This window comes from uncultured Coprobacter sp. (genome assembly GCF_947855755.1).
Taxonomy (GTDB): Bacteria; Bacteroidota; Bacteroidia; order Bacteroidales; family Coprobacteraceae; genus Coprobacter.
The window spans coordinates 218,232-233,538 of sequence record NZ_CANUAR010000002.1; the positions used below are offsets into that span (position 1 = coordinate 218,232).

At 39.3% G+C, this 15,307-nt stretch carries 10 protein-coding genes; 5 read left to right on the top strand and 5 right to left on the bottom strand.

Going from position 1 to position 15,307, the window contains the following annotated elements; all coding sequences use genetic code 11:
• Nucleotides 1–2: 2 nt before the first annotated feature.
• Both Q0093_RS02540 and Q0093_RS02545 read right to left on the bottom strand, forming a co-directional pair.
• Entirely contained in the window at nt 3–2,675 is a 2,673-nt protein-coding gene (locus Q0093_RS02540) for a glycoside hydrolase family 3 N-terminal domain-containing protein (protein WP_297928330.1), read from the bottom strand.
• Nucleotides 2,676–2,945: 270 nt separating this feature from the next.
• Nucleotides 2,946–3,371, bottom strand: a complete 426-nt coding sequence (locus tag Q0093_RS02545; protein ID WP_297928331.1) for a hypothetical protein — start codon at nt 3,369–3,371, stop codon at nt 2,946–2,948.
• Between the two features lie 183 nt (nt 3,372–3,554).
• Here Q0093_RS02545 and ileS point away from each other — a divergent pair, with 183 nt between their 5' ends.
• The 5 genes from ileS (at nt 3,555) to Q0093_RS02570 (ending at nt 9,465) form a co-directional block, all read left to right on the top strand.
• Entirely contained in the window at nt 3,555–6,980 is a 3,426-nt protein-coding gene (ileS, locus tag Q0093_RS02550) for an isoleucine--tRNA ligase (RefSeq protein WP_297928332.1), read from the top strand.
• 137 nt (nt 6,981–7,117) lie between these two features.
• Nucleotides 7,118–7,495: a TraR/DksA C4-type zinc finger protein gene (locus tag Q0093_RS02555; RefSeq protein ID WP_294176176.1), complete on the top strand. Its 378-nt coding sequence runs from the start codon at nt 7,118–7,120 to the stop codon at nt 7,493–7,495.
• Between the two features lie 141 nt (nt 7,496–7,636).
• On the top strand, nt 7,637–8,251 hold the full coding sequence (locus Q0093_RS02560; protein WP_294176181.1) for a lipoprotein signal peptidase: 615 nt from the start codon (nt 7,637–7,639) through the stop codon (nt 8,249–8,251).
• Nucleotides 8,252–8,261: 10 nt separating this feature from the next.
• On the top strand, nt 8,262–9,071 hold the full coding sequence (locus Q0093_RS02565) for a DUF4296 domain-containing protein (RefSeq protein ID WP_294176183.1): 810 nt from the start codon (nt 8,262–8,264) through the stop codon (nt 9,069–9,071).
• Nucleotide 9,072: 1 nt separating this feature from the next.
• A complete protein-coding gene (locus Q0093_RS02570; RefSeq protein ID WP_294176185.1) occupies nt 9,073–9,465 on the top strand; it encodes a hypothetical protein in 393 nt (130 codons plus the stop codon).
• 125 nt (nt 9,466–9,590) lie between these two features.
• On the opposite strand, the gene Q0093_RS02575 is transcribed toward Q0093_RS02570, so the two are convergent.
• The 3 genes from Q0093_RS02575 to Q0093_RS02585 all read right to left on the bottom strand — a co-directional run bounded on the left by Q0093_RS02575 (nt 9,591) and on the right by Q0093_RS02585 (nt 15,128).
• Entirely contained in the window at nt 9,591–10,703 is a 1,113-nt protein-coding gene (locus Q0093_RS02575; protein ID WP_297928333.1) for a DegT/DnrJ/EryC1/StrS aminotransferase family protein, read from the bottom strand.
• Nucleotides 10,704–10,838: 135 nt separating this feature from the next.
• The gene (glgP, locus tag Q0093_RS02580; protein ID WP_297928334.1) at nt 10,839–13,394 is read right to left on the bottom strand and encodes an alpha-glucan family phosphorylase; all 2,556 of its coding nucleotides are present in this window, start codon (nt 13,392–13,394) and stop codon (nt 10,839–10,841) included.
• 78 nt (nt 13,395–13,472) lie between these two features.
• Entirely contained in the window at nt 13,473–15,128 is a 1,656-nt protein-coding gene (locus Q0093_RS02585) for a glycosyltransferase (RefSeq protein ID WP_297928335.1), read from the bottom strand.
• Between the last annotated feature and the right edge of the window lie 179 nt (nt 15,129–15,307).

A 15,307-nucleotide genomic window follows, 5' to 3' on the forward strand; every position in this document is an offset into this window, starting at 1 on the left:
TGTTATTTAACAGTTACTTCCTCTTTCAGTTCGACCATAGCAGAAGAAGGACCTACGGATATTTCGAACAATCCGGGCTCTACAACTCGCTGCATATCGGCATTGATCAATGAAAAATGTTCGGGAGTTAAAATAATCTCTACGGTTTTCTTTTCTCCCGGAGCTAATTCTACACGAGAAAATCCTTTTAAAGCTTTTCCGGGAAGCGACACACTACTAATCTTATCGGTCAAATACAACTGGCATATTTCTGTACCTCGTACTTTACCTGTATTCTCAACAGTAAAAGAAACAGTAAGATTCTCATCCTTGTTTATTTCTTCAGCAGACAACCGCATATCTCCATACTTAAATGTCGTATAACTAAGTCCATGACCAAATGCGTATAACGGAGTCGTATTTCCATCTACGTACCAATGTTTGAAAGAACGTTTTTTCAGATAAGTAACCGGTAACTGTCCCTGTGAACGAGGAACACTGACAGTCAATTTACCCGAAGGATTGATATCTCCGAAAAGAGCCTCCACAACGGCTTTTCCACCAAACTCTCCCGGATACCAAGCATCTAATATAGCATCGGAATATTCATCTGCCGGAGTCATTACGAACGGACGACCATGCATCAATACCGTAGCTGCCGGACATCCGGATGCACGCACAGCTTGCAACAGCTTGACATCTCGCTCATTCATATTCAAATTCTGCCGGTCTTTCCCCTCTCCGACAAGATTCATCGATTCTCCTACAACGACAATGGTAATATCCGACGTGCGTGCCGAAGCAAGAACACGATTACATAAAGCATCGGCAGACATCGCACTACCGACAAGCCTCCATTCGATAGAAGTCCATGCATTATCATCGATTTCCGCATATTCCACCTGTATCGGAAGTATCTGTCCAGCTTGTAAACGAATACGATATGTACCATTATTTTTACCATTATCCCACTGATCGACGACCAGCTTTCCACCTAAATACAATTTGCTCCAATTATCTGCAGACATTTTGAACTCATACTCTCCAGTTACAGGCGCTTTTATCACCCCTTTCCAACGAGCTGAAAACATATCTCTGTTCACACCCGGAACCGGACTTAAATTATGCCAATAATGCGAAATCTCAGGGTCTACACTCTTATATGCCGGAGTTCCTTTCAGATCTATTCCATTAAAAAACTCGACATAAACTCCATTCTTACCGCCGGCTTCCGTATATAGGACCGAATTAGGAATAGATTTGAAAGAATCTTCTATCTGACTTTCTATAAAATCGATACGGACATCATTACCGAATTTATCTTTTAACGCCTCATATACCGTAATCCCTCTTGCCTGAGCCGGAGAATAACCGCCCAACAACGACTGATTTGCCAGTTCTCCCACAAGAGTAATACGTTTGATGTTCTGTTTAAACGGCAATGTATTTTTTGCATTCTTCAGCAAAATCAACGATTCTCGAGCAGCTCTCAAAGCCAAAGCCTTATGTTCCGCATTATCTTCGGCTTGAGTAGCCAGAGAGTCAGCCGTATAAGGGTTCTCGAATAATCCCAAACGGAATTTCAGTCTTAATACATCGGCAACCCTATTATCGAGAACTGCTTCATCCAACGTCCCGTTTTTAACTGCTTCGACAACAGCTTTTTGAAAATCATCATAAGGGAAATCGTAAAACTGCATATTCAATCCTGCTTTAAGAGATTTAACAACAGCATCTTCAGTATCCACAGCCGTATGATGATCGTTTACCTGTCTTCTTATAGCTCCTAAATCCGATACTACAATACCGTCAAAACCCCACTCTTCACGTAAGATTTTAGACAACAGCCATTCATTCGCAACGCAAGGAATTCCGTCAATATCATGATAAGCGGCCATTACTCCTTGAGCATGTCCCTCTTTCACCGCTTTTTCGAAAGTATATAAATGGAATGAACGGGCTTCTCGTTCGCCGATATTAACCGATGAGGCATTTGTCCCCGATTCCGGAATACCATGAATACCGAAATGTTTAGGCTCTGATGCCACAGTATTATTATCTTTCAAATCATTGCCTTGCATACCTTTTACAAGATTAACCCCTAATCGAGAAGTCAAATACGGATCTTCGCCGAAAGTTTCCTCAACACGTCCCCATCTTATTTCGTGAGCAAGATCCAAATTCGGACCCAATATGAAATGCACGCCATGAGCACGAGCTTCTGTAGCAATGACCCTCCCTATCGAATAGAGCATGGTCGTGTCCCAACTTGAAGAATTACCGATAGGAATAGGGAAAGCTGTACCCTTTACACCTTGATAGCCGTGCAACCCTTCTTCTATAAAAAGCAAAGGAATACCCAAACGCGAGTTTTCCACCGCATGTTTTTGTATAAGATTAGCTACTGCAGCATGAGCAGGATATAAATCATGAACAGCTCCTATACACATGCTATCTACAAAATGCTTCAACTGTTCATCGGATAAAGTGTTTTCGTCTATGACAATTTCTTTTGCCGACAACATATCAAGCTGAGCAGCCTTTTCTTCCATTGTCATACGTCCCAATAAATCTTGTACGCGAGTTTCGACAGGTAGTGACGAATCCTTGTAATCTACTTTATTGCTACAAGCGACAAAAGCCGATACGAAAGCGCATAGCAATACGCTCCGGGTAATTTTTTTTCTCTCTCTCATTTCTTTTCATTTATATATTAAAAGTTCCTGATTAAAAACGGATTTGGTTTAATCCGGTTATCGGCTTATTCCCCCTTACGACCAATAAATATATTGTTATCTCATCATACAAGAAAAGATTCATGGATTATCTTCTCCTCAATATACCGACACCCTGTGGCAATTTATATAAAATACTCCAAACAATCAAAATATAAACAAAAGTATTTTCAAAAAACCGAAAAGGCCGTTCGATTTTTATGTAAATACTTCTCCAATGTTGTACCTTATTTAATCAAGCAAATAGCCATCGGTAAACGTTACCTTATAACCATCCAAAATGCCGGAAAGATAATTTCCGCTAACTATAATATCATCGAAATAACTGTAACCATCGGAAAATTCCATATCAATAGAATGTCCGTAAATACTCCAGTCCCAATAAAAATATTCAGAAAACGTATCTAAAAGATCTCCTGTATATATATTATAATAATCGTATCGTATTATTCCTCCTCCGTCCAAATAAAAAGACAGCTCTCTACGACATTCAGTATAATCGTTTTCATCATAAAAATCCACCCAGACCCTATTACATAACATCTCAGCAGTATCCTGATCTTTTCCGAAACTGATTTCTTCACACGAAAAAAATCCTGCACAGAAAATAAACAGAACAATCGTAACAATACCCGACTTATTTACCCAATTGCACATTTCTCTGTCGTTAATTATACATAAATATACAAATATAGCGAAATATCCCGCTTTTGACAGAAAAACCGATAAAACAATAATAAAATAATATCTGCATACATTTTATCATTACAATAAAGCTGTTTTTCATTGATTTTTCGTACCTTCGGGGCGATTTTTGAAAGCAGTAATATTTTATCAGATATGAGTAAAAAGTTTACCGAATATTCTCACTTCGATTTATCCGAGATAAACAAAGAGGTACTGAAAAAATGGGATGAAGAAAATGTATTCCACAAAAGTCTGGAAGTCCGTGAAGGTTGCCCGTCTTTCGTATTTTATGAAGGACCACCTTCTGCAAACGGAATGCCGGGTATTCATCATGTAATGGCTCGATCGATTAAAGATATCTTTTGCCGTTACAAAACAATGAAAGGGTTTCATGTAAAACGCAAAGCCGGCTGGGATACTCACGGATTACCTGTAGAATTAGGTGTAGAAAAAGCACTCGGAATCACTAAGGAAGATATAGGGAAGACGATTTCCGTAGCTGATTATAATGCTGCATGCCGTAAAGACGTGATGAAATATACCCGTGAATGGGAAGACCTTACTCATAAAATGGGATATTGGGTAGATATGAACGACCCTTATATCACGTACGATAACCGTTATATCGAAACTCTGTGGTGGTTATTGAAACAACTTTATAATAAAGGACTCCTCTACAAAGGATATACAATTCAACCTTATTCTCCGGCCGCAGGAACTGGATTAAGTTCACATGAACTAAATCAACCGGGATGTTACAGAGATGTAAAAGACACGACTGTAGTCGCCCAGTTTAAAATGAAGAACCCGAAACCGGAAATGGCAGAATGGGGAACTCCTTATTTTCTTGCATGGACGACGACACCTTGGACACTACCGTCAAATACTGCGTTATGCGTAGGTCCAAAAATAGAGTATGTTGCCGTACAATCTTATAACCCTTATAGCGGAAAACCCATCACAGTAGTTTTAGCAAAGGCTTTATTGAATACTCATTTCAATCCGAAAGCGGCAGACTTAGCTTTAGAAGATTACAAACCCGGAGACAAACTGATTCCCTATAAAGTGATCGCCGAATATAAAGGTCCGGACTTGGTAGGAATGGAATATGAGCAACTGATCCCATGGGTCAATCCGGGAAAAGGAGCATTCCGCGTAATTTCGGGAGATTATGTAACAACCGAAGACGGTACAGGTATCGTGCATATTGCTCCGACCTTCGGTGCTGACGACGCTCAAGTTGCCAAAGCTGCAGGAATACCTCCGTTACAAATGGTCAATAAAAAGGGTGAACTGCGTCCGATGGTAGATCTTACCGGAAAGTTCTATTCACTCGATGAGTTGGACGACACATTTGTAAAAGAATGTGTAAACGTCGATTTATACAAAGAATACGCCGGACGTTTCGTAAAAAATGCGTATGACCCGAACCTCACCGATAAAGACGAAACTCTCGACATTTCTATCTGTATGATGATGAAAATCAATAATCAGGCATTCAAGATAGAAAAACATGTACATAATTATCCGCACTGCTGGCGTACCGACAAACCGGTATTATACTATCCGTTGGACAGTTGGTTTATCAAATCAACGGCTTGTAAAGATCAGATGATAGAACTGAACAAGACCATCAACTGGAAACCGGAATCTACCGGAACAGGACGTTTCGGAAAATGGCTGGAAAACTTGAATGACTGGAACTTGAGTCGTTCCCGCTACTGGGGTACACCTCTCCCTATTTGGCGTTCGGAAGAGGGAGAAGAAAAATGTATCGGATCGGTAGAAGAATTATATAACGAAATAGAAAAATCCATCGCTGCAGGATTCATGAAATCGAATCCGTACAAAGAAAAGGGATTTGTACCGGGCGAATATAAAAAAGAAAACTACGACAAAATCGATTTACACAGGCCATACGTCGATGATATCGTGTTAGTATCGGAAAACGGGAAACCGATGAAACGAGAAAGCGACTTAATCGATGTGTGGTTCGACTCGGGTGCAATGCCTTATGCTCAAATACATTACCCATTTGAAAACAAAGAGCTGCTCGACAGTCACGAAGTGTACCCGGCAGACTTCATTGCCGAAGGAGTAGATCAGACACGCGGATGGTTTTTTACCCTCCATGCCATTGCCACAATGGTTTTCGGCAGCGTTGCTTATAAAGCTGTGATCTCAAACGGACTTGTGCTTGACAAAAACGGGAATAAAATGTCCAAACGGTTAGGCAATGCCGTCGATCCGTTCTCTACGATCGAGAAATACGGTTCAGACCCATTGCGTTGGTATATGATCACCAACTCATCGCCATGGGATAATTTAAAATTCGATATAGACGGTATAGAAGAAGTTCGCCGAAAATTTTTCGGGACACTCTACAATACCTATTCATTTTTTGCTTTATATGCAAATGTGGACGGATTTACATTCTCCGAACCGGAAATTCCCGTAACAGAACGTCCTGAAATAGACCGCTGGATTATTTCTTTGTTGAATACTCTCATAAAAGAGGTCGATGAACATTACAATAATTTCGAACCGACCCGTGCAGGACGTGCCATTTCCGACTTCGTTAATGATAATCTAAGCAACTGGTATGTGCGTCTTAACCGGAAACGGTTCTGGGGAGGAACGATGGATACAGATAAACTGTCTGCTTATCAGACTCTATACACATGTTTGGAAACTGTCGCCGCACTCATGGCTCCCATAGCACCGTTCTTTGCAGACCGGTTGTTCAGAGATCTGACATCCGCAACCGGACGCTCTGACAAATCGGTACATCTATGCGATTTCCCGACTTTACATCCGGAATATATCGACAAGACCTTAGAAGAACGTATGCAAATAGCTCAGGATATTACTTCTATGGTACTTGCATTGCGAAGAAAAGTAAATATCAAAGTACGTCAACCTCTAACGGCATTAATGTTGCCCGTTTTAGACGAAAAACAAAAAGAGGAGATCGAATCGGTTAAAGATTTGATATTAAATGAAGTAAATGTAAAAGAGCTGAATTTCGTAGATAATACGGCCGGAATACTTATAAAACGGATCAAACCCGATTTTAAAAAGCTCGGACCTCGCTATGGAAAAATCATGAAGCAATTAGCCGCAGCTATCGCATCAATGGAACAAGAAGAAATAGCTCGTTTCGAAACCGAAGGAGAATTTACGTTCGATATCGAGTCTCAGCAAGCTACGATAGAATTGAATGATGTGGAAATTATTTCTGAAGATATTCCCGGATGGTTAGTTGCCAACGAAGGAAGGTTGACCGTAGCTCTCGATATTACAGTTACAGAAGAACTTCGTCTTGAAGGAATAGCCCGAGAATTGGTTAACCGAATACAGAACATCAGAAAAGCAAACGGCTTTGACATTACAGATAAAATAACTGTAAGATTGACCAGTCATTCCGAAACAGATTCTGCAATAAACAAATATAAAGATTACATAGCAAAACAAGTGCTTGCAGACTCGATAGAAATAGTAAATGCCATATCCGATGAAAATTATACAGATTTGGATTTCGATTCATTCAAATTACAAGTATCTGTAACAAAAGCATAAATTCGGTATTATTACCCCAGTAATTTTGTATATTGGGGTAATTTCCTTATTTTCGCATCATATTGCAAACTATATAACATTTACTATGTTATGTAGTAAATAAGAAAAAAGGTTATTCACTTAAAAACCGTAAACCTATGAGTACAAAAACACGATATTCAGATGCAGAATTAGAAGAATTCCGCGCGATCATACAAGAAAAGCTCGACAAGGCTTACCGGGATTATGATCTGCTGAAGTCGGCGGTAATGAATGCTGACGGTAATGACACAACCGATACATCTCCTACATTCAAAGTATTGGAAGAGGGAGCTACGACATTATCGAAAGAAGAAGCCGGCCAGTTAGCTCAACGACAGATGAAGTTTATACAACATCTGCAAGCTGCCATGGTAAGAATCGAAAATAAGACATACGGGATTTGCCGGGAAACCGGGGAATTGATTCCCAAAGAAAGATTACGGGCTGTCCCTCACGCTACACTCAGTATCAATGCCAAAAAAGACCAGAAATAAAATCGGGTCATTTTGAATCTGAGATACAAACAACAATTCGACACTTGACGTATATGCAAAAGCATACGGGACAGGCGTCGAATTGTCTTTATCGGACATCCGTAATATGGAGAAATAACATCAAACACAGTCTAAAAGAGGATGAAACTGACAAACGGGAAAATAGCTATACTGGTAATATTTTTAGTATTATTTATCGACCAGTTTACTAAAATATGGGTCAAAACTCACATGTATCTGGGAGAAGATATCGAAATCACAAAATGGTTCTACATTTTATTTATCGAAAACAATGGAATGGCTTTCGGTATAGAAATCATCAGTAAATTGTTTCTCAGCCTGTTTCGTATTGCAGCTGTCATTTTTATCGGTTACTATTTGTACAAAATAGTACATCGTCCTTTCAAAAAAGGATATGTCGTTTGCATTGCTCTCATCCTTGCCGGTGCATTCGGCAATATAATAGACAGCGTTTTTTATGGTATTATATTCGACAACCCTACCCCTCCATTCGTCGCAACTTTATTCCCCGAAGGCGGCGGTTATCAGTCATTATTTCATGGAAAAGTCGTAGATATGCTCTATTTCCCTCTATTCCGGTTTTATTGGCCTGATTGGATTCCTTTTGTCGGAGGCGATTCTTTTGAATTTTTCCGACCGGTTTTTAATATAGCCGATTCGGCTATTACTATAGGAGTAATCGTATTGCTGCTTTTTTATCGAAAATATTTAGCATCTGTGTCGAAGAACTACTAAACAATCTTTTATGAGATCGTTATTTTATATAGCTTTATGCAGTGTAATTTTTTGCTTTCTTTCGGCTTGTGACCGAACTCCCGATCACATTATCAAGCCTAAAGCAATGGAAGATCTCTTAATCGATATTCATAAATCAGAAGCGATTATCGAAAAAAACTATCAAAAATACGGTTCAATAGAACAGAAAGAAGAGGTGCGCAACGCCGTATTAAAAAAACATGGAGTAGATAAAGCATTATTCGATTCTTCTTTAATGTGGTACGGACACCATTTACCCAAATACATCAAGATATACGATAACGTTATAGCTCGTCTCAAAGAAGAAGATGAGGCTGTAAAAGTTTTGATTGCCGAAAACAATTCCCAACCTCTCTCCCGTCCCGGAGATTCCGTTAATATATGGCCGAAAGAACGGTTCTATGTCTTTGAACCTTATATCGGACGGAGTATATTAACTTTCGATATTCCCGCAGACGATAATTACCAAGAAAAAGATATTTTTATTTTAAAACTGAAATTCAATATGTTGCCCAGAAGGAACGAACAATATCCTCGTGTAACATTAGCAGTGAAGCATAAAAACGACTCGATACGTTTCATCAGTTCCGATATCCGTAATAACGGATGGGCAACATTCCGTGTCGAGTCCGATTCGTCTGCCATCAACAAAATATACGGAAACATCGTTGTCCCGTCACGCCCCGATTGGATAAAAACTTATGCCGACAGTATTTCTCTCACCCGTATCCGTTATAAAAAGTCAGAAATAAAACGATCGGAAATAACAATAGAAAATGATTCTACTGTAACAGAATAAAATGAAACGGGGATTTTTTGCACATTGCATTTGTTATAGAGAGCAAACATATTATAAACACATTCTTTTTCTAAATGAAAAAGATGAAATAATCGAAATTGTTCCTTTTTTTAATGAAACGGCAAATACTATTTTTATCGATGGAATTTTGATCGTCGTGTCTCTCTCATTCCAGATTCGTTTAAAAGAGTTTGTCTCTACACTAAAAAAACAGTTGGAAGATCCCAAGATTCAATTATCCCAAGCTGTTTTAGAAAATCCTGTATATAAAAACGACATGTCAAATATAGAAAATCGATGTTTATTATATAATATTCCGGAAATATGCTGGGAAAGTGAACGTCCAGTATCTTCTCCTATCGAAATAAACGAAATCTTTCGACTCGGATCGTGACTTAAAATAATATAACAGACCCGAATCAAAGCCGTAAGCAAAACCTCATATCATGATATTCCGTGACTGAAAAACATCATCGAAAGAAACTCTAAAATCTAACCTGTGTAAAATCTGTACCGATTCTAAAATCTCGCTATACATGAAGATATTTCAATAACATCGGACTCCGTAATTACCGGAGAAATAGGAAGACTTAAAACTTCACGGCCAAGCAATACAGAAACAGGAAGGTCTAAATCTTTATATTGATGATAACAGACCTGTTTATGAGGAGGGACAGGATAATGAATCACTGTCGGAATACCTTGCCTTTCAAGATAAGATCGAAGTTCTTCCCGTCGTGTTGTCCGGATCACATATTGATGCCATACATGATCCTCCGAGCACTCCACACAAGGTTTTATAATGTCCGGATGATTTAAATAAGTATCATACCAAAGAGCAATCTGGCGGCGAGCTCGATTTTCCTCATCAAGATATTTTAACTTCACTGACAAAAATGCAGCCTGAAGCTCATCCATACGGCTATTCAGCCCGTGATAAACACTTATATATTTTTCAGCAGAACCATAATTTGCCAATGCACGGATCACCTTGGCCAATTTCGGATCATTCGTCGTCACAGCTCCGGCATCTCCCAACGCCCCTAAATTCTTTGCAGGATAAAAACTGATCCCCGCAGCATCTCCCAATGTTCCTGTTTTATATGTCCCGTTAAATCCTTCTACCCGACTGACCGCCCCTATCGCCTGAGCATTATCTTCTATAATTCTCAAGTTATATTTTTTCGCTAACTGTTTTAACTTCTCATTCCAGCAACATCGGCCATAGAGATGTACGACAACAATCGCTCGGGTACGTTCGGTTATATTCATTTCGACTTTTTCCATATCGAGATTAAAAGTCTGTATATCCGGATCTACAAACACCGGTTTCAACTGATTATCGGTTATTGCCAATACCGTAGCAATAAACGTATTAGCCGGCACGATAATTTCATCTCCCGGTCGCATCGTCCCAATCTCGAGATAAGCCTTAAATATCAACCTTAACGCATCCAGGCCATTGCCTACGGATACCGTATAGCGACATCCCAAATAATCACTCAACCGATTCTCGAATGCAGCTACTCTTTTCCCTTGCAGATACCAACCGGAGTCTATTACTTCTGACGCAACTTTTTTCAGTTCATCAGCATAATGCGCATTTAATTGTTGTAAATCTTGAAATTTCATCGATATCGAGTCTTTATGAACAAAGATACAAATTCTTAAAATAAATCTTTACATGCCCAATTCCTTAAACATTCAAAAACAAAAAAATCCGGAATCTCGATCATTCCGGATTTTCTATGATAACATTTATTACGATCAGAACCAACGCACGTAAGCAAAATCTTGACGATGAGGAAGATCCGGATTTTTAGGATACATGCGGAATGAATATTTATATGTTCCCGCTGCCCGTAACTGGTAATCGATGTGGAAAACCGTAGAATCCGAAGTCGTTTTTATTACATTAAGTTCATATACCTGATAAGGTTTCATCTGACCGTCTTCAACAGGAGTAACAACCAACTCAACTCCAATACAGTTTCCGAGTCCTTTAGGATCAATAGCCACCTCGATGGGATATTCTTCTCCTACATGCGGACTGTAAAGTATCGCTTCGGGCAAGTTGACCGACTTGATTTCGATCGAATCCCATTTAGCCACGACTTCTTGTTTCCAAGCGGCTATTTCTTTCGCTTTTTTATAATTGTCTGCAACTAAAAGCTTAGAACGTTTAGCTTCCTTGCTATAAAAACGATCTATATAATCCCGAAGCATACGGTTCATCGTAAACTCAGGGGCAATCTGCGCAATGGAATTCTTAATATACTGAATCCATTCAGGAGAATATCCCTTGCTATTTTTAGCAAAATAAAGAGGAACGATTTGGTTTTCAAGCATAGAATAAATCGTTGCAGCATCCAATTGATCTTGATGACCTTGATCCTGGAATGTCCGTTTATCCGTTAATGCCCAGCCTGCACCTTCTTTATAACCTTCATACCACCAACCGTCAAGTACAGAGAAATTGAGAACTCCGTTCATTTCGGCTTTTTCTCCAGATGTTCCAGATGCCTCTAATGGACGTGTCGGAGTATTCAGCCAAATATCTACACCAGATATCAGGCGTTTGGCAACTTTCATATCATAATTTTCCAAGAAAATAATCTTTCCTAAAAATTCAGGACGACGTGAAATTTCGACAATTCGTTTTATAAGATCTTGTCCAGCACCATCCGCAGGATGCGCTTTTCCTGAGAAAAGGAATTGTACCGGATATTGAGGATTGTTCACGATTTTAGATAATCTTTCAAGATCGGTGAAAAGTAAGTGCGCACGTTTGTAAGTTGCAAAACGACGAGCAAATCCGATAAGGAGAGCATTCGGATCAATACGCTCAAGGACAGAAACAATACGAGACGGATCTCCCTGATTTTTCAGCCAATTTTCACGAAAATCATCTTTTACAAAATTCACCAATTTATTTTTCATCGTCTGACGGAGCTTCCAGATCTCCTCATCGGGTACATCGTATATTTTTTCCCACATCTTACGGTCTCCTTGATGTGTAAGAAAATCTTGTCCAAATTTCTCGACATAGAACTCTTTCCATTCGGTAGCTGCCCAAGTAGGAAAATGCACGCCATTAGTCACATACCCCACATGAAGTTCTTCGGCCGCATATCCTTTCCAAATAGGCTGGAACATGTGCTGGGAAACTTTTCCGTGTAACCAACTCACACCATTTACTTCCTGACAAGTATTACATGCGAATACACTCATCGAGAATTTTTCGTTCGTCCCGGGATTTTCTCTTCCTAAATCCATCAAGTCTTGCCATGAAATTCCCAATTTTGCAGGAAATTCTCCCATATATTTTCCGAATAATCCTTCATCGAAGCTGTCATGTCCAGCCGGAACAGGCGTATGTACGGTATAAAGTGAAGAAGCGCGAACCACTTCAAGAGCCTCTTCAAATGCAAGTTTTTCATTTTGAACATACTCTACCAATCTCTGTACATTGATAAGCGCAGCATGTCCTTCATTACAATGATAAATATCCTTCTTAATACCCAAACGTTTCAACATAAGAATACCCCCTATTCCAAGCATGTATTCCTGTTTCATACGGTGTTCCCAATCTCCTCCGTACAACTGATATGTAATAGGCCTGTCAAACTCACTATTCGAATCAAGATCGGTATCCATAAGATACAAGGGAACTCGGCCGACACTTACTTTCCAGATATTGGCGTAAATTATACGTCCCGGATAAGGCACTTCCAAAATTATCGGATGCCCGTTTTCGTCAGTAACCTGCTCTACCGGAAGCTGATTGAAATTTTGAGGTTCATAATTTGCCAACTGCTGTCCATCCATAGAAAGTGTCTGGGTAAAATATCCATACCGGTATAAAAAGCCCACTGCGACCATATCGACGTTACAATCACTGGCTTCTTTTAAATAATCTCCGGCAAGGATACCTAATCCTCCCGAATATATCTTCAGGATGTTAGCCAAACCATATTCCATACTGAAATAAGCCACGGATGGAATATCAGTTCTCTTTTCTACATCCATATATTTTCTGAATTCATCGTATAAGTCATTAATACGACGCATTATCGCCTTATCTGAGGCGATTTCTTCCAAGCGTTCATAATTGATCTGCTGGAGCATCAATACCGGATTCCCGTTCGTCGATTTCCATAATACCGGATCGATAGACCGGAACATTTCGATCGCTTCACTATGCCACACCCAACTAATGTTACGAGCCATCTCCTGCAAAATATTCAATTGTGCAGGAACTCTTGATTTTACCGTAATGTCACGCCAACATGGTGCGTTTGTATTACTTACTTGTACTTTCATATAACTTGGTTGTTAGTTAATAGTCTTATATTTTTATCTACCTCTGCCTAATTAAAACATCATCTTTATTATAATGTTCTAATTGTCAGTTTTATTTACACTTTTCAAAGCCCAATCATAGGCTTGTTCATAATATGAAATAAAATGTTTCCACAATGCTTGCTTCGATGTTTTCATTGCAAGCTTACGCACATTTCCGATTTCCGCCTCAGTTTTACCAGACAAATCTCTTATTGTCTCCACTAACTGATTCGCCACTTCATCATAATTAGAATCTGTACGATGCAATACGGCAACACCCTTTTCATTCACAGTACAAGCTCCCGAAGGGCAGCTCCAAAGTCCAAATCCCGACAAATCGGTCGTAACGGTAGGAACACCGAAAGCGATGCTCTCCAACGGGGTATATCCCCACGGTTCATAATATGAAGGAAATGCCGTTGCATCCAGACCGATCAGCACATCGTAATACGAAAGATTCAATATACCGTCATCGCCTCTTAAATATGATGGAATAAAAATGATCTTGACTTTATCTTCCGGCCTATTCGAAAATCCTCCATTATGAATTTGCGACATAACACGGTCTTCGTTATAATTATAAAGTGCATGTGTTATAAAAGGATCGGGCAATGCCGTTTTAAAATTTTCGACTGCATTCATCCGCAAAAACAAATCTTCTCGCGCATTTCCTGACCATGCCGGAACCATCACGAAAGCGATTATTTCCTTTTCTCCCGTATAGGTTTCTTTCAGCCGCCGTACCGCTTCTATAAAAAGATCGATACCCTTATTTTTGTACTCATAACGTCCCGAAGTGGCTATCAAAAATGCATTCGCATCCGGTTCATATCCAATCAAAGAGCCTGCAAGTTTCAACAAGCGTTCACGGGCAATAGTTCGTTTCTCCTTATATAAAGCTCCTTTGGGGACAAAGTTTTCTTCAAATCCGTTAGGCGTTACGATATTCGGATAACGTTCGAGCAACTGAGCACATTCTCTCGCTGTTATATCACTCACCGTCGTAAAACAATGAGCCTGATGCGCCGCATGTTTTTCTAACGAATGCTTCGATACCATATTCAACTCTCTTGCCATCTGATCGCCATTATATCCCGGCAAATAATCATAAAGAGGCTTATTATTCCCGGCAATAGAGCGCCCTATTGAAGTCGCATGAGTCGTAAATACAGTAGCAACAGTAGGTAATTTATGCTTGATATATAATAATCCCATACCTGTAGTCCATTCATCAAAATGGGCTATTACCTTTAAGTTTTCTCCTCGTATATATTTATAGAAGCTCTCTATCACGAGTGCCGAAGCATACGCAAAAATACACGACTCATCATAATCGCCATAAGCCGGTAACGAATCTACTCCGAACCAATTCCACATATCGGTAAACAGTTCATTACGGCAAGGATACATATTATTGTAATCGACAAGAATAACAATCGGCTTTCCCGGAATATCCCAACGTCCGGTTCTGACTTGCAATCCTTCTTCTGCAGCTATCTTTTTCCAGTCCTTGAAAAGAGACGGAATTTCAATAAAATAAGGTGATTCTTTTTCTTTCCACAAATCGGGACCAATAAACACGTTTCTATCCTTATTTATTTGTTGCAAAGTTTTAGCTTTAGTAGAAAGCACTGTATAAATACCACCCACCAAATTACAAACTTCCCAACTCACTTCAAAAAGATAGTCCAGGTTTAGGGGGTTCTTTTCCATATTAATCAATATTCAACACGTTTTTAATGTGTAAAAATAAAGTGCAAATGTACAATAAATATCTCTTCTAACGAAAACAAGTCTCTCTTTTTTAGAATAAAAACATTTTTAAATTTAATGTACAATATATATTCGTGACCAAACATCTACACAAAGAGAAAAATGCGTTCTTTTTTATG